The sequence below is a fragment of the Arthrobacter sp. UCD-GKA genome, from assembly GCF_001863355.1.
Classification (GTDB): Bacteria; Actinomycetota; Actinomycetes; order Actinomycetales; family Micrococcaceae; genus Paeniglutamicibacter.
In genome coordinates, this window is record NZ_MOLR01000016.1 from 20,321 (window position 1) to 45,658 (window position 25,338).

The following is a 25,338-nucleotide window of genomic DNA, read 5'->3' on the forward strand; positions in this document are numbered from 1 at the left end:
GCACTGGTCAGCACAGCATAGCCCGAGGCAGCAGGAAGGGGAACGGGTGCCCGCGCCGGCCTAGCGGACAGGCTCCCAGACTCCCCGGGCCCACGTGCCGACCGGCCCCGGACCCGGCGGACGCTACTCCAGCGCGAGCGCCGCCGCGGCCAGCACCTGCTGCACGCTGGGCACCCCGGAGGCGCGGAACACCTCGGTGCCGTCCCGGCGCACCACCAGCGTGGGGGTGGAGGCGATGCCCGCCTCCTCGGATTCGGCCAGGTGCGAGAGCACGTCGACCTCGCGGATGCTCGCCTGGGCCAGCAGCTTGCCCGCCTTGCGGAGCACGGAGCGGGCGCGCACGCACGGTGCACAGAAAGCGGAGGTGTACAGAATAAGTTCCATCACCGGGATACAACCGGGACTCGGCGCATTCGATTCCCGGCTCCAAGCAGGACTGCTCGGGGTGCCGATGAAACTGTGTTGACGTTCGGTGCCGGGCCTTCCACGGAGCTTCGAAGTGCGATACCGGCGCGCTACCACGGCATCCGGTTTAATCTCCTGGACTCTGATGAACGACAGCGTTTTCACGATGAGGCCTTCGACGCGAAGGGAAAGCAGGCCCACGCGGGCCACAAGCCTCATCCATCGCTGCTGGTGTGACACACTCGCGGCACTGCGAGAATTGTGAAACAATTGGGCTTGTGGGCATTACCCACACGTGTTGTAATGGTATCAACGCAGTTTCAACCACGACGGAGACCAAGAGCATGGACGAGCGCGGCTTTGTGCCAGCAGGAGAAGTGATCGCTGATGGGCGCTCACGCATGGCCTTCGGCAAGGTTGGCGTACGCCACGACGACAAATACGCAGTGGCTGTCAACGAAGATGGAGAAATACTGTTGACGCCGTTGGCTTCCGTGCCCCTCCGGGAACTGCTGATCTGGGAAAATGCGCAGGTTCGCGAGGCCCTCAGCCGCGGACTCCTGGAAGCCGCTGCTGGCGAGACCGATGACCTCGGCGACTTCACACAGTTCATCGACGCAGATGACGACGCTTAATGGCGTTCATGTTGCGCTTTACAAAACAGGCTCAGAAGGATCTTCAAGGGCTTAGTAAGAGTGGGCATTCGGCCGAAAGGCTGAAAAAGGTTCGAAGGGCTCTTGGCAGGTTGCAGGAAGATCCGAAGTATCCGGGTTTGAGGTCGCACAAGTACCACTCAGCACAGGGGCCGGGAGATACCGATGTCTGGGATTCCTACGTTGAAAACAACACGCCATCGGCGTGGAGAATTTATTGGCAGTATGGTCCAGAGCCAGGCATGATCACCATCGTCACGATAACACCACACCCATAACCTTCACCCTGTAATAAAACAGACTCCAGCGATATGCTCGGATGACGTTACTGAGGGGGAACGAACTGTGGATTTTGAAGCGCAGTCCGAACGGTTTATCGGTCATGCAATTATCGCCTTTGCCGATTCCTGTACCCGGCCAAAGCTCACAGCCTCATGTCCGTTTTATAGGGTCGAAGGTGGTACCCCGACCTGTGACGAGGAGTGTCGGGCGATTGCCGAACAGCTTGGGTACCGTGATCGTCCGGTGGAGAGTCACGACTTTGGTGGCTTGAGACTCACGGGTCGCGCGATCCCTCTGGCGGCTACGGCCGGTTACCAAGTCTTCGATGCTAACCGGACCTATCTGCAGGATCGGCACCTCGAACCGTCAGAGCAATCCACGACGACGTTGTTGCTCGGTGTTCAGGCTCGAATTACGGCTGCCGTTTTGGGCCAGAATGAACAAGCCGAAAGTGACCTCGGATATTTCTGGGAAGAGCTGGAAAAACGAAAATTCCCGGTGAGGCAGGCTGCCGGCGCGGGCTTGGCGCTGACGCTCGCTCGCTCTGTTGTATCCCTTATCTCGCGCCCACGAATGGAAACCCTTGGGCTCATTCGATCCAACCAGGACTCAACATCCACTTTGGCAGAGTCGTGGCAGCCAGTGTTGGATGGGGTCCGGATGCAGCTCACAAACGACCACGACCGCGACGTTCAGAGCAAAGCACTGGCCCTGCCAAATTGGATCCGAGGGCTTGTAAACAGTGAAGTCGTGATTCAGCGGATACAGCACGACGAAGAATTGCGGCATGTATTCAGCCCCGCAGTCGTTTACCCTTTGAGCAACTGGTTCGGCGGGCTGCTACGTGAAGGCGTTTTCCAATCCGTCAGGAATCGAATTCCGTCAGTCGACCTCTTCCGCTCGCTGGCAAAAGTCGGGTACTCGGACAAGCTCGGGAGTTGGTTTTGGGATAGACATACCCAAACCCGACTCGAAGATTGGCAAACCACCTCCTACGCATTGGAATGGAACTGGCAAAAATTTCAAGAAAGCCATGGACTGCCCCGTCACTTCCTCAATGAGCGCGCCATTGATTCCGAACAGATAGCCTCTGCCAGCATGGCTCGAACGATGGGAGACCACGGACGGATGGCCGAAAGTGTTGGATTTTCCAACGCAATCGGAATCGCAGTGCAGTATCTTCGAGAAGGAAATCCTCGCGCAGCAGCCGACCTGTTTTCCGGAATCACGGAACTGCAACCCGCAAACGCTGACTCCTGGAACAATCTGGGTTTCTGCCAGTTGGCTTTTGATCCGTCAGCCGCTTTGAGGTCCTTCGGGATCGCGGCTGCATTCCGTAGCAACGAAAACCAGCTGCTGACGGCAAACCATCTTCTGGCCCTGCATGTTCTGGGCCGGGACGAAGAAGCCGCACTGCTGATCAGAGCTGAGATTTACGATGATCCAACGTTGCCCGAAGCCTATGTTTGGGAACATCGCAATTGTGGGGAGCCGCTAAAGCTTGGTTCCACCAAAGACGTTTCCACATACCTGAGAATGACCGGGTCCCATATTCGTGAAATGCTAGATTCGCGTTGACGCTGGCGTTCGCGGGTCTGTACCCGGCGTGGTGTTGTTGGAGGCCTGATAGCAACATCAGAGGTGGCTTGTTCAATTTTTGCCGGTCCTGATCGACAGAAAAGGTAGCTGAAACCGTCTGGTTCAAGCGAAGTGGTTCAGTCGATTGAGGACAAATCACAAGATAGGGGCCACCGCAGGGCTGACGATGAACTCCACCCTGGGGTGGAGACGGGCCGCAAACAGTTCATCACCTGCTCCGATGCCGCGGCGGTGCGGATTTGAAATGCTGGTGGCATGATCGAAGCAAACCCCGCACCCGAGACCGCCGCAGCCACGGCGGCACCCCCATCCACCACCCCGGTGCTTTCCGCCCGGGCCCTGCGCCGCGCCTATGGATCTACCTTGGCACTGGACGGCGTGGACCTGGACATCCGCGCCGGCGAGTCGGTGGCCATCATGGGTCCCTCGGGCTCCGGCAAGTCCACCCTGTTGCACACCCTGGCCGGCATCGAACGTCCGGACTCCGGCTCGGTGCTCTTCGCCCCGGCCCAGGGGGCACCGCGTGAAATCACCGCGCTGGGGGAGTCCGAACGCTCCGCGCTGCGCCGCGGGGCCTTCGGCTTCGTCTTCCAGTCCGGACTGCTGATCCCGGAACTCACCGCCGTGGAGAACGTGGCGATGGCGCTGATGATCAACGGGACCCCGCGCGCCGCGGCGCTGCCCCGGGCCACCGAATGGCTGCGTGCACTGGGTCTGGGCGGGATGGAGGAACGCCGCATCGGCCAACTTTCCGGAGGCCAGGCCCAACGCGTGGCCATCGCCCGCGCCCAGGTGTCCGGTGCCCAGGTGACCTTTGCCGACGAACCGACCGGCGCCCTGGACTCGGGCACCGGGGCCGAGGTGCTGTCGAGCCTCATGGATTCCACCGTCGGACGCGGGAACACCATGGTCATGGTGACCCACGATGCCGAGGTCGCGGCACGCTGCGACCGGACCATCCGGCTGCGCGACGGACGCATCCTCGCCGAGCACGCCGCGGCCCCTGCCGCCGGAAGCCCGCGGACCGCAACCCCGGGAACGATGAAGTGATGCGCGCGCTGACCCTGGCCTGGATGCTGGGCCGGCCCGGCCACGGGCGCCGCGCCCCGCTGTTGCTGACCATGGGGGCCTACGCCCTGGTCTCCGCGCTGGTGCTCACCGTCACCGCCGGCGCCTTGTCCTTCACCCGCGTGCAAGACGAGTTGACCGGCATGTACCTGACGCTGGCCGGGCTCGCGGTGGTGCTGCTGCTGGTTCCGCTGGCGGTGCTCGGCGCGGCCGCCGCCCGGCTCTCGGCCCGCAGCCAGGACACCCGGCTGTCCACCGTCCGCCTGCTCGGAGGCACCCCGTCGCTGGTTGTGGGCATCACCATCATCGAATCCAGCGCCACCGCCCTGGCCGGGGCGGTGGGTGGGGTGCTGCTCTACGCCGCTGCCGCTCCGGCGGTCGGCCTGGTGCACTTCCAGGGCTCGGCCATCGGTTCGGCGATGTGGCTGGAACCGGGCATCGTCGCCCTGGTGGTGGCGGCCGTGGCGCTCATCGCCGCGATCTCGGCGGCCGTGGGCCTGCGCAAGGTCATCGTCTCCCCGCTGGGCGTGCGCAACCGCACCACCACCCCGAAGCCGCGCTGGATCCGTGCGGTGGTCGTTGCGGCACTGATCCTGGTGGTTTCCCTGGCGTTCTCGATGCTCTCGGCCTTCCAGTCCATGGCCATCATCATTGCCGTGCTGCTCGGAGGGTTCGCTCTGGGCCTGGGCGCGTTGAACCTGGTGGGCCCGTGGGCCGTGTGGGTCATCGGCAACGCCAAGCTCAAGAAGGCCGAAGCCCCGGCCGACCTGCTGGCCGCCCGGATGATCCTGGAAAACCCGGCGCAGGCCTGGCGGCAGGTCTCCGGCATCGCGATGAGCAGCTTCGTCGCGGTGGTCGGCGGCAGCGGCGCCGCGCTGATGAACACGGCGGGTACCGAGTCCGACCCCGGCAGCCCGGACGCGTTGCTGGCCGCCGACGAGATGACCGGCGTGCTGATCACCCTGGTCGCCTCGTTCATCTCGGTGGCCTGCTCCACGGCCATCACCCAGGCCGCTGCCACCCTGGATCGGGCCGACCTGTACTCCGGCCTGCACCGGCTGGGCATGGAGCGGGACACCATGGAAAAGGCGCGCGTCGGCTCCGTCATGGCCCCGGTCATCGGGGTCGGCGCGGGCGCGGTGCTCGTCAGCGGCGTGCTGGTCTTCCCGCTGGCCGGGATCGCCGTCATCGTCGCCCCGGTCTCGGTGGGCATCATCCTGCTGACGCTGCTGGCCGGGGTGCTGGCGGTGCGCGGGGCCGTGGCCCTGACGGCCACCGGCGGTGTGCTGAAGCTGGGCAAATCCGGCTAGTCGCGGCAAGACCCCACAAGAAACGCCGCTGCCCGGGCACCAACCATCGGTGCCCGGGCAGCGGCGCGCGCGGCGTTGGCGCGGCGCCTACTTCCGGAGGCCGTCCCAGCCGGCGGCAAGCTTCGAGTGCCTGCGCCCGTAGCCCAGGTAGATGAACGCGCCAACGACCATCCACACCCCGAAGACCACCCAGGTCATCACCCCGAGGTTGGCCATCAGGTACCCGCAGAACAGGATCGCCAGGATCGGGGTCAGCGGGTAGAGCGGCACCTTGAAGGTGCGCGGCAGTTCCGGTTGGGTGCGGCGCAGGATGATCACGGCAAGGGACACCAGCGAGAACGCGAAGAGCGTGCCGATGGAGGTCGCGTCGGCCAGCTGGCCCAGCGGCACCAGGCCCGCGACCAGGGCCACGGCTCCGCCGGTGATCCAGGTGCCGGCCACCGGTGCGCCGTTGCGCGGGGAGATCCGCCCGAAGACCTTCGGCACCATGCCGTCGCGGCTCATCGCCACCAGGATCCGGGTCTGCCCGTAGAGCACGGTGATCACGATGGAGACGATGGCCAGCACCGCGCCGGCGGCGAAAAGCAGCGCCACCCAGCCCTGCCCGGTGACCTCCTCGAGCAGCTGGACCAGCGCGGCGCTCTTGCCCTCGAACCAGGTCCACCGGCGGGCACCGATCGCGGAGATCGCCACCAGGATGTACAGGGAGGTGATGATGACCATCGACAGCACGATGGCACGGGGCAGGTCCCGTTGCGGGTTCCTTGCTTCCTCGCCGGCGGTGGAGGCGGCGTCGAAGCCGATGTAGGAGAAGAACAGGCGGGCGGCCGCCGCGGAGACCCCGGCGGTGCCCATGGGCAGCAGCGGGTCGAAGTTCCCGGAGGTGAACGCGCTGAAGGCGATCACGATGAAGAAGATGAGCACGGAGATCTTGATGAACACCAGCACGGTGTTGACCACGGCCGATTCGCGGGTGCCGCGCACCAGTAGCACCGTGGCAAACAGGACGATCAGCAGGGCAGGGATGTTGAATACCCCTCCGTCGGTGCCCGGGGGATTGGTCAGCGCCGCGGGCAGGCCGATGCCCAGCGAGCGGGCCATCTCGTTGAGGTATTCGCCGGCTCCCACCGCGATCGCCGCGACGGAGACCGCGTACTCGAGCACCAAGCACCAGCCGCAGATCCAGGCCAGGCCCTCGCCCATGGTCGCGTATGTGTAGGTGTAGCTCGACCCGGAAACCGGGACCGCGCCGGCCATTTCCGCGTAGGACAGCGCGGCAAAAAGGGCGGCAAGCCCGGCGATGGCGAAGGAGATCCAGACCGCGGGCCCGGCCATCGGCACCGAGGAGGAGAGCACGACGAAGATGCCGGTGCCCAGCGTGGCCCCGACGCTGATCATGGTCAGGTGCAGCAGCCCGAGGGTGCGGCGCAGCTTGGGGCCGCCGGTGCCGTTGCCGGCCTCGGCCATGAATGCCTCGATGGGCTTGCGTGCGCCCAGTTGTTGGCGCAGCGTGGGCTTGGATGTGCCCGCTGCAATGTTTTGCGTGGTCATGCATAAATCTTTGCATTTATTGGCGGTCTGCCGCGCGCTGCGGCAGCCGCGACAAGCCCACGGAATGCTCATGAAACTACAGGTCAAGCAGGAAGTTGTGCATCACCGGCGCGGGGCGCACTGTGGCAAAACTTACCCCGGCATCCCGGAATCAACGCCCCGAAACATGCACGACGATGAATTGTTTTGCATCAGCATGGCCGCCACCGGGCCGCGCCACGAACCTCAGGCGAAGTACACGCCGATCCGGTTGCCGTCGATCTCCTCGATGCGGATGTCGATGTCGTAGATGTCGCGCAATACCTCTTGGGTCATGATCTTCGACGGTGTTCCCTGGTGCACCAGCACGCCGCGGCGCATGGCCAGGATGGTGTCCGAGTAGCAGGATGCGAAGTTGATGTCGTGGATGACGATCACCACGGTCTTGCCCAGGTCGTCGGCAAGCTTGCGGATCATCCGCATCATTTCCACCGAGTGCTTCATATCCAGGTTGTTCAGCGGCTCGTCCAGCAGCAGGTAGTCGGTGTCCTGCGCCAGCACCATCGCGATGTAGGCGCGCTGGCGCTGGCCGCCGGAGAGCTCGTCGAGGAAGCTGTCGGCCATCTCGGTCAAATCCAGCTGGTCCATGGCGGCCTCGATGTGCGCCAGGTCCTCGGTGGTCGGGTGCCCGCCGGAGTGCGGGAAACGCCCGAAGCCCACCAGGTCGCGCACGCGCAGGCGCATGGTGATGTGGTTTTCCTGCCGCAGGATCGCCATCGACTTGGCCAGGTCCTTGCTGGGGGTGCGCCCGATGTCCAGCCCGGCAATCGACACCGCACCGGAATCCATCGGGATCAGCCGCGAAATCAGCGACAGCAGCGTGGACTTGCCCGCGCCGTTGGGCCCGATGATGGAGGTGACACCACCGGCGGGGATGGTGGTGCTCACCGCGTCCACCACTGTCTTGCCGGAGTAGGACTTGGTCACCGAATCAATGCGGATCACTTCAGGGAACCCTTCAGGAGCAGGTAGAGGAACAGCAGTCCGCCGGCGAACTCGATGATCACGCTCAGCGCGGTGGCGAAGCCGAAGACCCGCTCGAGCAGCAGTTGGCCGCCGATCAGCGTGATGGCCCCGAGCAGGCAGACAACGGGGATCAGGGCGGCGTGGGAGAACTTGCGCACCATCTGGTACGCCAGCGAGACCACCAGTAACCCGAAGAAGGTCACCGGACCCACCAGCGCGGTGGAGATCGCGACCAGGATCGAGCAGAGCACCAGCACCAGCGTGACGATGCGCTGGTGGTCCACGCCCAGGTTGATGGCCGTTTCGCGGCCCAGGGCCAGCACGTCGAAGCTCTTGCGCAGCTTCCACACCACGGCCGCGACCAGCGCCACGATGACCGCGGAGATCCCCAGCAGCAGCGGCTCGACCTGGTTGAAGGAGGCGAAGAAGAGGTCCTGCAGCACGATGTATTCGCTCGGTTCCATCAGTCGCTGCAGCAGCGAGGAGAACCCGCGGAAAAGCGTGCCGATGACGATGCCCACCAGCAGCATCAGGTGCAGCGACCCGGTGCCGCCGGTGAACAGCCAGCGGTAGAGCAGCGCGGAGAACACGATCATCAGACCCACCTCGACCCCGAACTTCAGCGCGGGGGAGGCGGTGAGCAGCGTGGAGGAACCCAGCATGAACACCAGCGCGGTCTGGATCAGGATGTACAGCGCGTCGAATCCCATGATCGAGGGGGTCAGGATGCGGTTGGCGGTCACGGTCTGGAACATCAGCGTGGACAGGCCCACCGCGACGGCGACCACCAGCATCGCGCCCACGCGGATGCCGCGGCGGGTCAGCGCGTAGGACAGGTTTCCGCGCAGCTCGATCGTCATGAAGGCAGCGATGCAGCCCAGGGTGATCACGGCCATCACGGTGATCAGCGCGGCCGGGGAGATCCGCTTGGGCGAGAGCATGGCGGGGGAGAAGCTGCGCCGGGGCAGGGGCCGGCGGGTCCCGGCGAGGGCCGGCGAGGGTGTCTTAGGCATGTCGTTTCCTGGTTCTCAGCAGCAGGGCCAGGAAGATGGTGGCGCCGAGCACGCTCATCACCATGCCCACGGGGACCTCGTAGGGGAAGCGGATGGTGCGCCCGATGATGTCGCAGACCAGCACGAAGCCGGCGCCGAAGAGCGCGGTCCACGGGACGGCCCGGCGCAGGTTGTCGCCGAAGAGCAGCGAGACGATGTTCGGCACGATCAGCCCGAGGAACGGGACGGCGCCCACGGTGGTCACGACCACGGCGGAGATCAGCGAGACCAGCACCAGACCCAGGCGCATGATCGCCTTGTGGTTCATCCCGAGGTTGGTGGTGAAGTCGGCGCCCAGGCCCGCGACGGTGAACCTGTCCGCAGCCAGGTAGCCGGCCAGCGTGAGCGCAGCGACGATCCACAGCAGCTCGTAGCGCCCGCGCAGGACGCCGGAGAAGTCGCCGATCATCCAGTTGCTCAGCGTCTGGAGCAGGTCGTACTTGTAGGCAAAGAAGGTGGTGACCGAGCCGATGACCCCGCCGAGCATGATGCCCACGATCGGCACCAGCAGCGTGTTGCGCGCCGGCAGCCTGCCCAGCACCGCCAGGAAGAGGGCGGTGCCGCCGAGCGCGAACACCGAGGCCACACCCATCTTCATCATGATCGGGGCGGCGGGGACCAGCACAGTGACGACCAGGATGCCCAGGGTCGCGGACTCCACGGTGCCCACGGTGGAGGGTTCGACGAAGCGGTTGCGCACCATCAGCTGCATGATCAGCCCGGCCACCGCCACCGCGGTTCCGGCCAGGATCACGGCCAGGGTGCGTGGCACGCGGGAGATCCACAGCAGGTCCCAGGCCTCCGGGTCGCCGGCCAGCAGCATCGGAAGGCTGACGTCGGACACCCCGACGAACAGGCTTACGACGGCGAGCAGCCCCACCAGGACGGTGCCGGAGACCAGCCACGTGGTTTCGGAGGGCTTCTTGGAACGCCGAACGGCCACCGCGGGATCCTGCTCCGCGGCGGCCGAACGGCTGAGTACTGGTGCGCTCATGATCAGTTTGCGACTGTGGGCGGGTGCCTACAGACCCGCAGCGACCTCGTCGATCATCTTTTCGGTGTTGTTCAGGCCGTAGCCGACCATGTACCAGGCGTTGGAATCCAGGTTCACGATCTTGTTGTTCTTGGCGGCGTTGGTCGAGGCGACCAGCTCGTTGTCCAGGACGGCCTTGGCTGCATCGCCCGAGGTGCCCATGGCCGAATCGCGGTCAATGACGTACAGGGTGTCGGGATTGTTCGTCTTGAGGAACTCGAAGGAGATCGACTCGCCGTGGGAGCCTTCGGACTTGACGTCGGCGACGGTGGCCACCCCGAGCACGTCGTGGATCAGGCCGAAGCGCGAGCCGGCGCCGTAGGCGGTCAGTTCGCCGCCGGAGGTCATGATGATCAGGCCCTTGCCGGCGTCGGCGCTCTTGGCCTTGGTGTCGGCGATCTTGGTGTCGATGGCCGCGAGCTTCTCGGTGACCTTGGATTCGACGTCGAAGATTTGGCCCAGCTTGCCGGCCTGCTCCTTGAAGGAGTCCAGCGGCTTCTTGAGGTCGACGGACAGGTCGACGGTCGGGGCGATCTTGGAAAGTTCCTCGTAGGAGGTGGCGGTGCGGCCCGTGATGATGATCAGGTCCGGATTGCCGTTGGAGATGGCTTCGAAGTCGGGTTCCTTCATGGAACCGATCTTGGCGACGGAAGCGTCGTTGTACTTGGCCAGCGACTCGGGGTACTTGGTTTCCGGAACGCCGTCGGCTTCCAGGCCCAGGGCGGTCATCGAGTCGAGCACACCCAGGTCGAAGGTGTAGACGGTCTCCGGGTTCACCGGAACCTCGGTGGTCCCCTGCGCGTGGGTGATGCTCACGGTCTTGCCGGAATCGGCCTGGGCACCTGCCTCGGTGGAGCCGCCGCAAGCGGTCAGGGCGAGCAGGGATGCGCCGGCGGCAAGTGCGCCAAGGACGACGCGAACGGGGGTCTTCACGATGATTTCTCCGATGGTGGGGCCGCTGCCCAAGGCCCGCATCAATTAGCGAACGACCTCGTGGCGTAAATGAACTTAAGTGAAACGCTATAGATAAGGCGTGCCTATGTGCAAACCGAGCAACCTTGATAGGTTGTCGGCGCCATCCGATCGCGAGGGTAGGTCTGCCTAAGGAACCCCTGCGACACAGGGAATCCGGGACACCCTCGCCCTGAAATGTGATCTCCGTCACTCGTGGGTTCGGGCGCGGCAAAAGGGCGTGCCGTGACGATTCTTGACGTCCGGCGACGGACGGGTGGCCCGTGAGGGGTGGAAGTAATGCAGTGGCTGGGCGGGTGGCCGGGGTGGGGGTGGACGGCTTTGCTAGCGCCCGCGCCTGGCCAGGCGCTCCACCAGTGCATCGGGCGCGATCCGCGCCAAGGCGGTAGCGAGCTTGTAGCGCACCGAGGGGATCGATACGGATTTGCCCGCGTCGCTGTCGGCCAGCGCCTGCCGCACCACGCTCGGGGCATCCAGCCACCCCCGGGCGGGGATCTTGGTCTTGTCCACGCCCATGCGGTCGTGGAACTCGGTGCGCACGAAGCCGGGGCACACGGCGGTGACGGAGATGCCGCGGCCGGCATAGAAAACGTTGGCCCATCGGCTGAAGTTCACGATCAGCGCCTTGGCTGCCGAGTAGCTGCCGCGCGGGGTGAAGGCGGCGACCGAGGCGACGTTGATGATCCTTCCCCCGCCGCCGGAGCCCATGGCGTTCAGTGCCGCATGCATCAGTACCAGCGGTGCCTGGGTGTGGATCCGCAGGTGGTCAAGCTCCTCGCCGAGGTCGTTGTCGGCGAAATTGCCGCGCAGGCCGTACCCGGCGTTGTTGACCAGCAGGTTGACGGGTCGCGCGGCTTGGGCGAGGCGGGCGGACACCCGTTCGGTTCCCTCGTCGGTCACCAGGTCCGCGGCCAGCACTTCGACGTTGACGGCAAATTGTGCGTGCAGCCGTGCGGCGAGCTCCGCCAGCCGCTGCCCGTCACGGGCCGTGACCACCAGGTCGTGTCCGCGGGCCGCCAGTTGCGCGCAGAATTCGGCGCCCAGCCCCGAGGTGGCGCCCGTGACCAGTGCCGTGCCCGGAGTGCGGTGCGGGTTGCTGGTTTCCGGCGGCAAGAAATCTTTCATGATGTGAGCCTAGTCACCGAATGGCCGGATGGCTTGCGAAATGACGGGCATTTGTCATCCCCGGCCACGGCGGCGATCGGGCAATTAGGTCCGAGCTGTGTTGCGTAATCCGAATTGGTGAGGTTAGCCTTACTCGTCAGGTGTTGGTGTGACGGCCAATCCACAATTCCTGCCGACCGAGCACCTCCTCCTCCGTATCCATCGCTTTCCACCGCTGAATCGCAAAGGATTCCACACCCACATGAAGTTCACTCGACGCGCCGGCCTCATCGCCGCAGCAACCACCGCCCTTGCCTTGACCCTCAGCGCCTGCGGCGGAACCGCCGACAGCGCCCCGGCCAGCAGCACCGCAGCGGCAAGCGCCGCCTTCCCTGTCAGCATCAAGCACATCTACGGGACCACCGAAATCACCGAGGCACCCGAGCGCGTGGCCACGGTTTCCTGGGTCAACGCCGATGCGGTGCTGGCACTGGGCGTCGTTCCGGTGGCCATGGCCGAGGACACCTGGGGAAACAACAAGCAGGGCTCCACCGACTGGAAGGATGCCAAGCTCACCGAGCTGGGCGCCCCGATCGGCAGCGAGAAGGCCCCGGTTCAGTACTCCGAGAAGGACGGCGTGAACTTCACCGCGCTGGCCGAGGCCCAGCCGGACCTCATCGTGGCCGGGTACTCGGGCCTGACGCAGGAGGAGTACGACAAGCTCTCCAAGATCGCCCCGGTCATCGGCCCGATGGCACCGAACTACACCTCCGGCTGGCAGGACGTGACCACCGCCGTAGGCCAGGCACTGGGCAAGGACGCCGAGGCCAAGGCCGTAATCACCGAGGTCGAGGGCAAGGTCGCTGCTGCCGCCGAGGCGAACCCGGTCTTCAAGGACACCACTTTCATTGCCGGAAACTTGGAACTGTCGGACAACTCCATCAGCCTCTACGCCACCGGGGATTCGCGCCCGCGCTTCCTCACCGCACTGGGCATGACCCAGGCGGCAATCGTCGATGCGAACGCCAAGGACGGCGAGTTCTTCCTTCCATGGGCCGCGGAACGCGCGAACGAGCTGGACTCCGACATCTTCTTCACCTGGGCCGCCGAGGGCACCGGCACCGATGCGGTCGCCAAGAACAAGCTCTTTGCCCAGCTCCCCGCCGTCTCCAAGGGCGGGCTGGTGGCCGCGGCCAACGACATGGAGGTGCTCGCCATCTCGGCGGCGTCCCCGCTGTCGGTGCCCTACGCCCTCGAGAAGGTCGTCCCGGCCTTCGCTGCGGCCGCGCAGGCAGCCGCCGGCAAGTAGCCGGCCCGCACCACCCACGCACCGGCACCGATACAGGCGGGAACCACAGGCAATGTCAGGAAGCTTCGGACTCCTCAAGGTAGCGCAATTGCGCTGCCACCGAGATCTCGGCTGCCCGTCGCACCCGTGGATCCACGTCGGCGTAGACCACGTCGGTGACCTGGGCGATGGTGGGCGCAACGGCGGAATCTGCCCGGATCTGCGCCAGGGCGGCGCGGATCTGGGCCAGCCGTTCAAGCCGGTGCGCCCGGTATTCGCGCACGATACCGTGCAGGGACCCCAGCACCGGGCCGTGCGCCGGGAGCACCAGCGCATCGGGGCCGGCCTCCAGCTTGTCCAGCGAGGACAGGTAGTCGCCCAGGGTCCCGTCTGGCGCATCCAGGATGGTGGTGCCGCGGCCCAGGATGGTGTCCCCGGTGAGCATCGAGCCGTTTGCCCCGTCGTCGGGCAGCAGGAAGCCGAGCGAATCGGAGGTGTGGCCTGGGGTGGCCAGCACGCGCAGCCGCAGGCCCGCCGCGTGGATCTCCTCGCCGTCGACCAAGACCCCGGCCTCGCGGCAATGCTCCGGCAGCGCCGCACGCACCGGCGCCCCGGTGAGCCGGTGCAGCGTGTCGATGCCCTCGGTGTGGTCGTGGTGGCGGTGCGTGATCAGGATCAGTTCGACGGATTCGGCGGCCAGCGCACCCAGGTGCCCGGCGTCGTCGGGACCCGGATCCACGACGATGGCATGCTCGGACCCCGGTGCGCGCAGGATCCAGGAATTGGTTCCCTCCAGCGACATCGGTCCGGGGTTCGGGGCCAGGTGGAAGGCTGCCTGCTCGGAGACGACGGTGGCTTGCTGCTTGCTCATGGCCCCCAGTCTAGGGCCACGGCCCGCGCCTCCGCCCGGAACCGGGTGGACAATCCATGAGCGCTCCACCATCCGGGTCACGAACGTCCGAGGCCCTGCCGCTGTCCGCGCAGAAAACCGATTCCCGCGCGCCCGCCCGGCGCCCCGGGCTGATGCCCGCGCCGGTGCTCGGACTTCTCCTGGCGGCAGCCCTGGCCCTGGGGCTCTTCTTGTCCCTGCTCATCGGTGCCCGGCCCATCGCCCCGTCCACGGTCCTCGACGCGCTGGTGCACCTGGACCCGGCCAACGGGGACCACGCGGTCGTCGCCTCGCGCATCCCGCGCACCGTTGCCGGGCTGCTCATCGGCGCCGCCCTGGGGCTCGCCGGAGCCGGGATGCAGGGCATCACCCGCAACCCGCTGGCGGACCCGGGCATCCTGGGCGTCAACGCCGGGGCCGCGCTGGCCGTGGTGGCCGGCATCCACTTCTTCGCCGTGACCACGCTGCACGGCTACATCCTCTTCGCCTTCGTGGGAGCCGCGGGCGCCTCGCTGCTGGTCTACCTGGTGGCATCGCTGGGCCGCGACGGCGCCACGGGGCTGAAACTGGCCCTGGCCGGTGCGGCCATGGCCGCGGGCCTCGGGTCGCTGACCAACGCCGTGCTGATGATCGGCCAGGAGGCCCTGGACCGCTTCAGGTTCTGGCAGGTCGGCACCCTCGGCGCCCGCGAGGTGCCCGAGATGCTCTCCGTCGCCCCGTTCCTGGCCCTGGGCGCGGTCGCGGTGCTGGCCGGTGCCAGGCTGTTCAACGCGCTGGCCCTGGGCGACGACTCGGCCGTGGGTCTCGGCTTCCGCGTGGGCCGCGGGCGTGCCGTGTCGGCGGCGGGCGTGGTGCTGCTATGCGGAGCGGCCACCGCGCTGGCCGGGCCCATCGGCTTCGTCGGGCTGATCGTGCCGCACGCGATCCGCGTGCTGGCCGGCGGGGACTACCGCTGGCTGCTGCCGCTGTCCATGCTCGCCGGCCCGGTGTTGCTGCTGGGTGCCGATGTGCTGGGCCGGGTCATCGCCCCGCCGGCGGAAATCCAGGTCGGGGTCATGACCGCGGTGATCGGCGCGCCGCTGTTCCTCTGGCTGCTGCGCCGCGGAAGGAAGGTCACGCTGTGAGCCGCCAGATGCTCTCCCGGGTTGGCGACGCCGCCGCGGCTGCGCCCGCAATGGAGCGGGCCGAGGCTTCCGGCGCGCCATCCGGAGGACGGCCTCCGGGCGCGCCGCGGCCCAGGCCCCGGCGCATGCCCCGGGCCCCGCGCCAATCCACGCCCCGCGCCAAGCGCCGCATCGGCCCGGTGGCCCGGGTGAACCTGCTGGCCACCGCCGGCATCCTGGTTGCGGTGCTCCTGAACCTGGTGGCCGGGCGCCATCCCATCGCCCTCGACGAGCTGCTCGCCGCCCTGTCCGGCGAACGCGTTCCGGGGGTCTCCTTCATGCTCTGGGAGGACCGGCTGCCGCAGGCCGCCGTCGGAATCCTGGCCGGGGCCGCGTTCGGCGCCTCCGGGGCCATCTTCCAGCGCATGCTGCGCAACCCGCTGGCCAGCCCCGACGTGATCGGGGTCGGCTACGGGGCGTCCGCCGCCGCGGTGGCGGGCATGTTGTTCTTCGGCGCCCAGGGGATCGGGCTTTCGCTGATCGCCTGCGCCGGCGCCCTGGCCGTGGCGCTGCTGATCTACGCGATTGCCGACGCCGGGAAGCACACCGGGGCCCGGCTGATCCTGGCCGGCATCGCGGTCGCCGCGATGCTGCAGGGCATCATCTCCTACCTGCTCACCCGCACCGACATCCGCATGGCCTCCGACGCACTGCGCTGGCTCACCGGGTCGCTGTCCGCCAGCACCTGGGAGCGGGCCGGAATGCTGGGTGCGGCACTGGCGATCCTGCTGCCGCTGCTTCTGCCCGCCGCGGCGAAGCTGCGGATCCTGGAACTGGGCGACGACACCGCCGCCGGGTTGGGGCTGCGCGTGCGGTCCACCCGGCTGGGGCTGATCCTGCTGGGGGTCGGGCTGTGCGCCGTGGCAACCGCGGTGACCGGCCCGCTGGCGTTCGTCGCGTTCCTGGCCGGGCCGCTGGCCCTGCGCCTGTGCAATGGCCGCAGCCACCTGGGCTCCGCCGCCGGCATCGGCGCCTTGCTGGTCACCGCGGCGACATTCATCGCCACCAACATCTTGCCCGACATACAATTACCAGTCGGCGTCGTCACCGGCGCACTGGGAGCACCATTCCTGATTTGGGTCTTGGTGCGCTCCAACAAGGAAGGAACCTGAGGGTACGCATGGCACTTCTCGAAGCACAGGACCTCACACTCGCCTACGACGCGGTCAGCATCGTCGACGAGCTCTCGTTGCAGCTGCCCACCGGCGAGGTGACGATCATCGTGGGAGCCAATGGCTGCGGCAAGTCCACGCTGCTGCGCGGCCTGTCCAGGCTGCTGAAGCCCGCCGGGGGCAAGGTCCTGCTCAACGGCGAGGACATCCACACCCGCCCGGCCCGCGAGGTCGCCAAGATGCTGGGACTGCTGCCGCAGACCCCGACCGCGCCCGACGGGATCACGGTGCGCGAGCTGATCGGCCGCGGCCGCTACCCGCACCAGGGCTGGTTCAAGCGTTTCTCCTCCGAGGACGAGGCCGCGGTGGCCCGCGCCATGGCCGTCACCGGGACCACCGACCTGGCCGAGCGGCCCATCGACGAGCTCTCCGGCGGGCAGCGCCAACGCGTCTGGATCGCCATGGCGCTGGCCCAGGAAACCGAGCTGCTGCTGCTCGACGAGCCGACCACCTACCTGGACGTCGCCCACCAGCTGGAGGTGCTCGACGTGATTTCCGAGCTGAACCGCACCCGCGGCACCACCGTGGTGATCGTGCTGCACGACCTCAACCTCGCCGCCCGCTACGCCGACCACCTGGTCGCGCTGAAGGAAGGCAAGATCGTTGCCGCCGGGCACCCCGCGGCGGTGGTCACCGAGGAGATGGTGAAAAACGTCTTCGGCATGCCCTGCCGCGTCATCCCGGACCCGGTGGCCGGCACCCCGCTGGTGCTGCCGATCGGCCGGCACCGGGTGCTGCGCGCCGAGTCGGTGCTGGCGGCCAAGGGCATCCACCGCACCACGAAWCCCGATGCCCGGCTCGATGCCGGTCCCGTGCCGTCCGAGGTGCCCGCGGCCGCACCGGGAACCGCAGGCCCCGAGGCCGGCGGCGTTGCGGATGCAGCCACGGATTCCGTGGCGGAGGCAACAACCGGGACCGCAGCCGCAACCGCCGAAGCGGACTCCCCGGCGCCCGCGGCCCAGGACGTGCCCGAACGCGCCGAGGAGATCAGCGAGATGCTGGCCTTCGCCACGCATGTGGTCGCGGTGCAGGGCATCGGCGAGAACTTCAAGCGCATCACCCTGGCCGGGGCGGACCTGGCGCACTTCGGCGCCGGGGATTCCCCGCTGGATCTGCGCATCAAGCTGATGATCCAGCCGGCCGCCGAACCCGGGGTCCCGGCTGCCGGGCTGCCTGCGGAATTCGCGTCGCTGCGCCCGGGCGCCTGGCTTTCCCGGGCGGAGGCCACCGGCTGGTACCGGCGCTGGCTCGCGCTGCCGGCCGAATCCCGCGGCGCCATGCGCACCTACACCGTCCGTGCCCTGCGCCCTGCGGGCCACCGGGACAACCGCGGCACGGAGGCGGAGATCGACATCGACTTCGTGCTGCACCTGCGCACCGAGAACGGCAAGCTGGCCGGCGGCCCGGCCACGGTGTGGGCGGCCCGGGCCAAGGCCGGGGACGAATTGCTGTTGCTGGGTCCCAACGCGGGCCTGTGCGGGCCCGACTACGGCGGCATCGAGTTCCGCCCCGGCTCGGCCAAGCGGATCCTGCTGGCCGGGGACGAGACCGCTGCCCCCGCGATCTGCTCGATCCTCGAATCGCTGCCTGCCGGGATCACCGGACATGCGCTCATCGAGGTGCCCGACACCGGGGACATCCAGGGTTCCTCGACCCGCTCGGGCGTGTCCGTGCAGTGGCTGCCGCGCGGTTCCCACCCGCACGGCGAGCTGCTGGCGGCCGCGGTGCGCGACGTCGTGGCGATTCCCGCCGCCGGTGCGGTGATGCCCGGGGCCGACCCGGAGGACGTCGACGTCGACTCGCAGATCCTTTGGGAGACGGCCACCGCCTCCACGCAGCCGTTCTACGCGTGGCTGGCCGGCGAGGCGGAAATGATCAAGGGCATGCGCCGCTACCTGGTCCGCGAGGCCGGCATGGACCGCAAGCAGGTGGCGTTCATGGGGTACTGGCGCCGAGGCAGGTCCGAGAACTAGGGCCCGGTCGCCGGGGAGTTGCCGCGGAACGCGTTCAGCGCTCCGGGTGGCCGCCGAGCTTGCCCAGGATGCGGGCCAGCTCGGCGCGTTCCTGCGCATCGATCCGCCCGAAGTAGCTCTCCGTGTGCTCGCGGCGTGCCGCGCGGACTTCCTCGGTCAGCCTGAGCCCCTCGGCAGTCAGCGTGACCAGCGTGGCGCGGCGATCGACGGGGTCGGCGCTGCGGGCCACCAGCCCCTTGGCCTCGAGGTGGTCGATGACCTCGGTGGCCGAGCGCGGGGCAATGCGCAGGCGTTCGGCAACGTCCTTGAGCCGCATCCCGTCGGCGGACGCCGGGTCCGCGGCGTTGCGCGCGAGCGAGTGCAGGGCGCGGAACTGGTGCGGGGTCAGCTCGAAGGGGGCAAGGCGCTGCGACCAGGAATGGCGCAGCGAACGAAAAGCGCGGTGGAAAAGCTCCGAAAGGTCACCGGGAAGTGCCGGATTGTTGCTGGCTGGCATGCCCTCAAGACTACCGTCCGGCGGGTGCGGAATTTGACGGGCAACCACATAGTGAGGTAACCTCATCAATAACGTGGTGCGAGTCCCGCACCCACGACCACCACGAAAGGTGGTGCATATGTTGGAATCGAGTTCATCTTCCAGCACGGCCCGTTCGGGCCAGGGCCAATCGGCCAAGAATCCCGCCGGTGCCGATCGTGCACCCGGCGGCGGGGGAGGCCGCGGCGGTCCCGCCGCACGCCTGAACCCCGCGGACCTCAAGCAGGTCAGGCTCCACCCGGTGCAGCCGGCCCGGATCGCTGCGCTCTTCAAGCCGCACAAGCTCGCCATCGCCGTCGTCGTGCTGCTCATCTCCGCAGCCTCCGTCATCGGACTGGCCCAGCCGTTCCTGATCCGCGCCATCATCGACGACGCGCTGCCGCACCAAGACACCGTACTGCTCGCCTGGCTTGCCGGCGGGCTGGTGGCCGTCGCCGCGGCGACAGCGGCCATCGGCGTGGTCCAGACCTGGATGGCGACCAAGATGGGCCAGAAGGTCATGCACACGCTGCGGACCCGCCTGTTTTCCCACCTGCAGGCCCAGTCGCTGGGCTTTTTCACCCGCACCCGCTCCGGGGAGGTGCAGTCGCGGCTGACCAACGACATCGCCGGGATGCAGTCGGTGGTGACCTCCACCGCCACCTCGGTGGCCTCCAACCTGACCACGGCGGTGGCCACCGCCATCGCGATGGCCGCACTCTCCTGGCGGATGAGCCTGCTCTCGCTGGTGGTGCTGCCGCCGGCGATCTGGCTTTCGCGCAAGGTGGCGCTGATGCGCCGCGACGTGACCAGCAAGCGGCAGGCCGAGCTTGCCGGGATGTACACGCAGATCGAGGAGGGGCTCTCGGTCTCCGGCATCCGCCTGGCCAAGACCCTGGGCACCACCGGGCGGGACGTGGAACGCTTTGCCGGGTCCTCGCACCGGCTCGTGGACCTGGAAATGCGCAGCCAGCTGGCCGGGCGCTGGCGCATGGCCACCATGGGCATCGTGTTCGCCGCGATCCCCGCGGTCATCTACCTGGCCGCCGGCTTCCCCGCCACCTCCGGGGGGATGACCATCGGCACGCTGGTGGCGTTCACCGCGCTGCAGGGCGCGATCTTCCGCCCCATCATGGGCCTGCTGAACGTCGGGGTCCAATGGGTCACCGCGATGGCCCTGTTCAGCCGCATCTTCGAGTACCTGGACATGGACCCGGAAATCAAGGCGCCGGCGAACCCGGCGAGCCTGGACCCGGAGACCGTTGCGGGGCTGGTGCGCTTCGAAGGCGTCTCCTTCGCCTACCGGGACGGGCCGAAGGTGCTGCACGGGATCGACTTGGAGCTGGCCCCGGGCACCGCGACGGCGATCGTCGGGCCCACCGGATCGGGCAAGTCCACGCTCGGTTCGCTGCTGCCGCGCCTGCATGACCCAAGCCGCGGCCGCATCACCATCGACGGCATCGACATCCGCGAGCTCGCCCCGGAAACCCTGAACAAGATCGTGGGCGTGGTATCCCAGGAGACCTACCTGATCCACGCCTCGATCCGCAACAACCTGCTGCTGGCCGATCCCGGGGCCGACGACGCAACCCTGTGGAAGGCACTGGCCAGCGCACAGATCGCCGACCTGGTTGCGGGTCTGCCCGAGGGTCTTGACACGCTGGTCGGTGCGCGCGGGCACCGTTTCTCCGGGGGGGAGCAGCAGCGCCTGGCAATCGCCCGCACCATCCTGCGCAACCCGAAGGTGCTGGTGCTCGACGAGGCCACAAGCGCACTGGACAACACCACCGAGGCGCTGGTGCAGGAGGCATTGGACCGCCTGGCCGTGGGGCGCACCACCTTGATGATCGCCCACCGGCTGTCCACCGTGGAAAACGCCGACCGGTTGGCGGTGCTCGAATCCGGAGCGATCGTCGAGCGCGGCAGCCCGGCCGAACTGCGCTATGCCGATGGCCCCTTCGCCAGGCTTGTGGCGGCCGGCGAGGAACGGGCCGCCGAGCTGGTCCCCTGAGCGGCGATTCCCGAGAGCCGACGGTACGCACATCCAGGCCAAGGGGCCCCGCCTGCGGTGAAGGTCCCATGGCAAACCCGGGCCCCAATCGGCCGATCCCGAGCCGGACGACCTGGTCCTTGCCCGGCGAAGCCCGGGAACGCCGCCGTCACTTCGCGCGGAGCACGAAGAAAATGAAGCTCGGGAATGATTCGCGGTCCTTGAATTGCGCAGGGACGATGTCCGGGGGCGCATCGGTCGAGTACGGTGGTTCGCTGAGAACCTCGATCTGGAATCCTGCCTTGGAAAACGCGTCAGTCATGGCATGCAATGGCCGGTGCCAATACGTCAGGGTGGCCGGTTGGCCGTTGAAGGTGTGCTCATCCGAGTACTTCACGGGCTTGAAGTAGTCTGTGCCGGGGTTTGTCCAGGGATACAGGATCGGATGGTTGACGGACATGATGAGCCTGCCTTCCGGCCGCAGCACGCGCCGCATCTCGGTCAGCGGGCCCACCCAGTCTTCCAAGTAGTGGAAGACCAACGAGGCAACCACGTCGTCGAACGTGTCGGCGGCGAACGGAAGGGGCCGGCCAAGGTCCGCCACGAGCAGTTCCGCCCCTTCGCCCAGTCGTTTTCGGGCCAGATTGACCATTGCTTCGCTGGAATCAAATCCCGTCACGGTGGCGCCGCGTTCACCGAGCGCCGCAGCCAGCGGCCCGGAACCGCAGCCGGCGTCAAGAATCCGGCGGTCGCGGACATCCCCGGCGAGGTTGAGCATTGCCGGGCGTTCGTAGAATCCATTGAGCAGACTGGATTCGTTTTCGGCAGAGTACGCCTCGGCAAAGGTGTCGTAATTGGTGTCCTGCGACATCTGGCAATTCCTCCGGAGCTTGGAAGGGGAACACGCATTTACCTGAGGCTAACAGCCCTCGACCCCTCCCACGGGGAGGAATCGCTGCCCCTGCCCGCAAGTCGCTCTAAGGCATGACTCGACGTATAACGGCCTGGAACGTCGTCTCCTGCGGGCATTCGCCATGCGGTCGACATGGGCATTCGGACGTAGGCGGTGGAGCCGAGGAGTGCCGATGGATCACCGGGCAGTGGCGTCGGCTGCCAGGAGTACCATCCGACAGGTTCCACGCCCCGAGAGGCCCAAAGCTCCGTTCAGGGCAGACGACACTGCACGACTCACCCTCGCTGCAACAGCTCCAGCACTTGTTCGACGACCAGATCGGGTCGGGAAATGAACGGATGGTGCCCGGTCGGCAGTTCGACGGAGTGCGTCGCTCGGCTCGCGTGGAAGCGTTGCAACTCGACCGACGTGCTGCGGTCCTGCCCGCAGACGATGTACGTTGAATCGATTCCCTCCCAGCCGGCAGCACTCGTCGGGGTCATGAATGCCCCGGCAGCCTGTGCGGTCACCCGCTCCCACGCCTGGTGCTGGGTCTCGTCGTCTGCGTCCTGAAGGAATCGGGCTCCAAACGACGTTGCGTCGTAGCCGGACACGCTCAGCGTGCCGTCACTGTTGTCGCCGATGGATACCGGGTCGCCTTCGCCGCTCATGATCGCACCCTGAGACTGCCCGACCTCGGGCAGGTACGACGACACATAGAGCAGGTGCGCAATGGCCGGATGCCGGCCGGCTTCGGCGATAACGGTGCCGCCGTAGGAGTGGCCGACAACGATGGCGGAGTCCACCTCGCCCAGTGCGCCGCGCAGCACCGCCGCGTCCGCAATGAGGCCGCCGGCAACCTCTTCAGATGCTCCCTCGCCGCAGGAGGGCAACGCAATGGCTCTGCTCCGGATCCCGGTGTGTTCGTGGAGCAGCTCTGCGGTCCGCTGCCACCACCACTGTCCGTCACGCACCAAAGCGCCGTGCACAAAGATCAGTTCCATGTAGAGCTCCTCACCTGGACCATTCGTTGGGTCGGTCCGCATAGGACGCCCGGACCGGGACGCTGTCGCCCTGCAGGGCCTGCCGGCCGTAGCCGCGCCGGATATGCGCAACCGTACCTTGCCAGGGCCGGTGGTTGATAGGTCACTGCGGTCCGTTCCAAGAACGGCATCCCCCGGTCTGCCGAAATGTTTTCAACGGAACTGCGATGTCTGCGCCTTGGCTTCGTGACCGTCCGCGCAGTTGCACCGGCGGCCTGTAAACGCAAAACGCCGATGGCGTGGACCCCAGGCCTTTCGGCTCGGGATCCACGCCATCGGCGGTGGTCGACGCGGTTGGTTAGACGGCGTCCAGGTCCGTTTCCAGCAGTGCAACCAGGGAATCCAGTGCGGCCTCGGCGCCGTCGCCGGATGCGCGCAGCACCACTTCGTCGCCCTTGGCGGCACCCAGGGTCATCAGCGAGAGGATGCTCGAGGCGTCCAGGGCATCGTCCTCCGGGGCGCCCTTGGGCGCGATGGTGACCTCGATGTCCAGGGCGCCGGCTGCTTCGGCGAAGAGCGCGGCGGGACGGGCGTGCAGGCCGGAGGCGCTGGCGATGGTGGCAAGACGTTCGGACATGTGTTTTCTCCTGTGTACGAAGGTGTTTGGGAAACAATTGGGGGCAGGCAGGATCAATCCTACGGTGCCGGGGTGTTGGCTACAGGCCCAGTTCGGCCAGTGCCGGCAGCGCTTCGCGCACCGCGGTGCGTGCTGCCTCGGCGCTCGGTGTGGCCAGTGCCAGCTGCGCCAATTCGCCGGCGCGTTCCAGCGTGACGGTCTTGAGCACCGCGGCCACGGAGGCCAGCGAGCGGGCCGACATCGACAGGGTCGAGACGCCCAAGCCCACCAGCACCACGGCCAGCGCCGGATCCGCCGCGGCCTCGCCGCAGACGCCCACGGGCTTGTGGTTGCCCTCGGCCCGGGAGCCTGCAACCGTCAATTCGATCAGGCGCAGCACCGCAGGCTGCCACGGGTTGTTCAACGCGGCCAGCGGGCCGAGCTGCCGGTCCGCGGCCATGGTGTACTGCGTCAGGTCGTTGGTGCCCAGGGACGCGAAGGACACCTGGCCCAGGATGGCCTCGGAGCTAAGTGCCGCGGAGGGGACCTCGACCATCACCCCGGGGGTGGCCAGTCCGGCGTCGGCGCACATCGCGGCGAAATCGGCCGCCTCGGACGGAGTGGAAATCATCGGGGCCATGACCCAGACCTCGGCCTCGGAGCCGGCCGATGCGGTGGCGATGGCGGAGAGCTGGCGGGCCAGCACCCCGGGGGAGGTGGTGTCGGTGCGGTAGCCGCGCACGCCCAGGGCCGGGTTGGGCTCCGAGGCGTCGGTGAGGAAGGGCAGCGGCTTGTCGGCGCCGGCATCCAGCGTGCGCACCACGACCTTCTTGGACCCGAAGGCGTCGAAGACGGCCTTGTACTGAGCGACCTGCTCCTCGATGGACGGCTCGGTGTCGCGGCCCAGGAAGCAGAATTCGGTGCGCAGCAGCCCCACGCCCTGGGCTCCGGCCGCAGCGGCCTTAACCGCGTCCTTGCCGCCCCCGACGTTGGCCAGCAGCGGGACCTGGTGCCCGTCGGCCATCACGCCGTTGCCGTCGAAGACCGAGAGCAGCGCGGCGTTCTTCAGCCAGGCGTCCACGGCCGTGCGCTCGGTGTCGCCGGGGGAGGTGGAAATGGTTCCGGCGGCTCCGTCGACGAAGATCTCGGTGCCGGATTCCAGTGCCTCCAGGCCCTTGGCGGCGACGATGGCGGTCAGGCCCATGGCGCGGGCGATGATGGCGGTGTGCGACTGGGGCCCGCCGCCGGTGGTCAGCAGGGCAACGACCTTGGCCGGGTCCAGCGTGGCGGTGTCCGCCGGTGCCAGGTCCTCGGCCACCAGGATGAACGGGTCCGTCGAATCGGGGATGCCGGGGGCCGGGACCCCGCGCAGCGCGGCCACGATGCGGGCGCGGACGTCCAGCACGTCGGTGGCGCGTTCGGCCATGTAGCCGCCGAGGGTGATGAGCATCTGGGCGACTGTTTCGCCGGACTCCCAGATGCCGCGTTCGGCCGAAAGGCCGGTGTTGATCAGCTTGTTGGCACCCTTGAGCAGCATCGAGTCGGTGGCCATCTGCGCGGTGGCCTCCAGCACGGCCTTGGCCTCGGGGCTGGCGGTTGCGGCGCGGGTGCGCAGGTCCGCCTGCACGGACGCGGCGGCTTCCTTGAGCCCGGCGATGGCCTGCTCCGCGGTGACTGCGGCGTCCAGCTTCTCGCCGGCCGGCGGTTCGGAAAGCGCCGGGGGCATGTGCCGGATGGTTCCGATGACACGTCCGGGCATGACGCCCACTCCGGAGAAGTTTTGCACTTGAGTTCCTCGTTCCCGTGGGTTGCTCTTGGGTTGTC

Annotated in this window: 22 protein-coding genes; 9 read left to right on the forward strand and 13 right to left on the reverse strand. The window is 67.4% G+C overall.

The features are described from left to right. Positions 1-123 precede the first annotated feature (123 nt). On the reverse strand, positions 124-384 hold the full coding sequence (locus BLJ79_RS20725) for a glutaredoxin family protein (RefSeq protein ID WP_071216713.1): 261 nt from the start codon (positions 382-384) through the stop codon (positions 124-126). Between the two features lie 365 nt (positions 385-749). Between BLJ79_RS20725 and BLJ79_RS20730 the strand changes: the two genes are divergently transcribed. The 4 genes from BLJ79_RS20730 (at position 750) to BLJ79_RS20745 (ending at position 5,317) form a co-directional block, all read left to right on the forward strand. After that, entirely contained in the window at positions 750-1,040 is a 291-nt protein-coding gene (locus tag BLJ79_RS20730; protein ID WP_071216714.1) for a hypothetical protein, read from the forward strand. A gap of 363 nt (positions 1,041-1,403) precedes the next feature. Next, positions 1,404-2,918: a tetratricopeptide repeat protein gene (locus tag BLJ79_RS23120; protein WP_139194998.1), complete on the forward strand. Its 1,515-nt coding sequence runs from the start codon at positions 1,404-1,406 to the stop codon at positions 2,916-2,918. 276 nt (positions 2,919-3,194) lie between these two features. Further along, entirely contained in the window at positions 3,195-3,989 is a 795-nt protein-coding gene (locus BLJ79_RS20740) for an ABC transporter ATP-binding protein (RefSeq protein WP_071216716.1), read from the forward strand. After that, positions 3,989-5,317: a permease gene (locus BLJ79_RS20745; protein ID WP_071216717.1), complete on the forward strand. Its 1,329-nt coding sequence runs from the start codon at positions 3,989-3,991 to the stop codon at positions 5,315-5,317. Before BLJ79_RS20740 ends, BLJ79_RS20745 begins: the two co-directional genes overlap by 1 nt. Positions 5,318-5,404: 87 nt before the next feature. Here the strand turns inward: BLJ79_RS20745 and BLJ79_RS20750 are convergent, their stop codons facing one another. From BLJ79_RS20750 to BLJ79_RS20775, 6 genes are all read right to left on the reverse strand, one after another. Beyond that, complete coding sequence (locus BLJ79_RS20750) at positions 5,405-6,868, reverse strand: amino acid permease (protein WP_071216718.1); 1,464 nt, start codon at positions 6,866-6,868, stop codon at positions 5,405-5,407. Positions 6,869-7,093: 225 nt separating this feature from the next. Then, on the reverse strand, positions 7,094-7,852 hold the full coding sequence (locus BLJ79_RS20755; RefSeq protein ID WP_071216719.1) for an iron ABC transporter ATP-binding protein: 759 nt from the start codon (positions 7,850-7,852) through the stop codon (positions 7,094-7,096). Continuing rightward, positions 7,849-8,886: an iron chelate uptake ABC transporter family permease subunit gene (locus BLJ79_RS20760; protein WP_083411528.1), complete on the reverse strand. Its 1,038-nt coding sequence runs from the start codon at positions 8,884-8,886 to the stop codon at positions 7,849-7,851. The genes BLJ79_RS20755 and BLJ79_RS20760 overlap by 4 nt, the downstream gene beginning before the upstream one ends. Continuing rightward, positions 8,879-9,919, reverse strand: coding sequence for an ABC transporter permease (locus BLJ79_RS20765; RefSeq protein WP_286135786.1), 1,041 nt, complete (start codon positions 9,917-9,919; stop codon positions 8,879-8,881). The genes BLJ79_RS20760 and BLJ79_RS20765 overlap by 8 nt, the downstream gene beginning before the upstream one ends. Positions 9,920-9,946: 27 nt before the next feature. After that, complete coding sequence (locus tag BLJ79_RS20770) at positions 9,947-10,891, reverse strand: siderophore ABC transporter substrate-binding protein (protein ID WP_071216747.1); 945 nt, start codon at positions 10,889-10,891, stop codon at positions 9,947-9,949. A gap of 363 nt (positions 10,892-11,254) precedes the next feature. Continuing rightward, positions 11,255-12,055 (reverse strand): SDR family NAD(P)-dependent oxidoreductase, encoded by an 801-nt coding sequence (locus BLJ79_RS20775; protein ID WP_071216721.1) that lies wholly within the window; start codon positions 12,053-12,055, stop codon positions 11,255-11,257. Positions 12,056-12,296: 241 nt separating this feature from the next. Between BLJ79_RS20775 and BLJ79_RS20780 the strand changes: the two genes are divergently transcribed. Then, on the forward strand, positions 12,297-13,343 hold the full coding sequence (locus tag BLJ79_RS20780; protein WP_071216722.1) for an ABC transporter substrate-binding protein: 1,047 nt from the start codon (positions 12,297-12,299) through the stop codon (positions 13,341-13,343). Positions 13,344-13,398: 55 nt separating this feature from the next. Here the strand turns inward: BLJ79_RS20780 and BLJ79_RS20785 are convergent, their stop codons facing one another. Further along, the gene (locus BLJ79_RS20785) at positions 13,399-14,193 is read right to left on the reverse strand and encodes an MBL fold metallo-hydrolase (protein WP_071216723.1); all 795 of its coding nucleotides are present in this window, start codon (positions 14,191-14,193) and stop codon (positions 13,399-13,401) included. Positions 14,194-14,249: 56 nt separating this feature from the next. On the opposite strand from BLJ79_RS20785, the gene BLJ79_RS20790 reads away from it, so the two are divergent. Genes BLJ79_RS20790 through BLJ79_RS20800 form a run of 3 tightly spaced genes read left to right on the forward strand, consistent with a single transcriptional unit; the run spans position 14,250 to position 18,519 of the window. Further along, the gene (locus tag BLJ79_RS20790) at positions 14,250-15,335 is read left to right on the forward strand and encodes a FecCD family ABC transporter permease (RefSeq protein ID WP_071216724.1); all 1,086 of its coding nucleotides are present in this window, start codon (positions 14,250-14,252) and stop codon (positions 15,333-15,335) included. After that, positions 15,332-16,486, forward strand: coding sequence for a FecCD family ABC transporter permease (locus BLJ79_RS20795; protein WP_286135791.1), 1,155 nt, complete (start codon positions 15,332-15,334; stop codon positions 16,484-16,486). The genes BLJ79_RS20790 and BLJ79_RS20795 overlap by 4 nt, the downstream gene beginning before the upstream one ends. Positions 16,487-16,494: 8 nt before the next feature. Continuing rightward, positions 16,495-18,519: an SIP domain-containing protein gene (locus tag BLJ79_RS20800; protein ID WP_071216725.1), complete on the forward strand. Its 2,025-nt coding sequence runs from the start codon at positions 16,495-16,497 to the stop codon at positions 18,517-18,519. Positions 18,520-18,553: 34 nt separating this feature from the next. Here BLJ79_RS20800 and BLJ79_RS20805 read toward each other — a convergent pair whose 3' ends face one another. After that, entirely contained in the window at positions 18,554-19,015 is a 462-nt protein-coding gene (locus tag BLJ79_RS20805) for a MarR family winged helix-turn-helix transcriptional regulator (RefSeq protein WP_071216726.1), read from the reverse strand. Between the two features lie 118 nt (positions 19,016-19,133). Here BLJ79_RS20805 and BLJ79_RS20810 point away from each other — a divergent pair, with 118 nt between their 5' ends. After that, positions 19,134-21,044: an ABC transporter ATP-binding protein gene (locus tag BLJ79_RS20810; protein ID WP_083411529.1), complete on the forward strand. Its 1,911-nt coding sequence runs from the start codon at positions 19,134-19,136 to the stop codon at positions 21,042-21,044. Between the two features lie 148 nt (positions 21,045-21,192). On the opposite strand, the gene BLJ79_RS20815 is transcribed toward BLJ79_RS20810, so the two are convergent. The 4 genes from BLJ79_RS20815 to ptsP form a co-directional block, all read right to left on the reverse strand. Then, positions 21,193-21,894 (reverse strand): class I SAM-dependent methyltransferase, encoded by a 702-nt coding sequence (locus BLJ79_RS20815; protein ID WP_071216727.1) that lies wholly within the window; start codon positions 21,892-21,894, stop codon positions 21,193-21,195. A 317-nt stretch (positions 21,895-22,211) separates the two neighbouring features. Continuing rightward, a complete protein-coding gene (locus tag BLJ79_RS20820) occupies positions 22,212-22,919 on the reverse strand; it encodes an alpha/beta hydrolase (RefSeq protein WP_071216728.1) in 708 nt (235 codons plus the stop codon). Between the two features lie 337 nt (positions 22,920-23,256). After that, positions 23,257-23,535, reverse strand: coding sequence for an HPr family phosphocarrier protein (locus BLJ79_RS20825; protein WP_071216729.1), 279 nt, complete (start codon positions 23,533-23,535; stop codon positions 23,257-23,259). Positions 23,536-23,614: 79 nt separating this feature from the next. After that, on the reverse strand, positions 23,615-25,300 hold the full coding sequence (gene ptsP, locus BLJ79_RS20830; protein ID WP_071216730.1) for a phosphoenolpyruvate--protein phosphotransferase: 1,686 nt from the start codon (positions 25,298-25,300) through the stop codon (positions 23,615-23,617). Positions 25,301-25,338 lie beyond the last annotated feature (38 nt).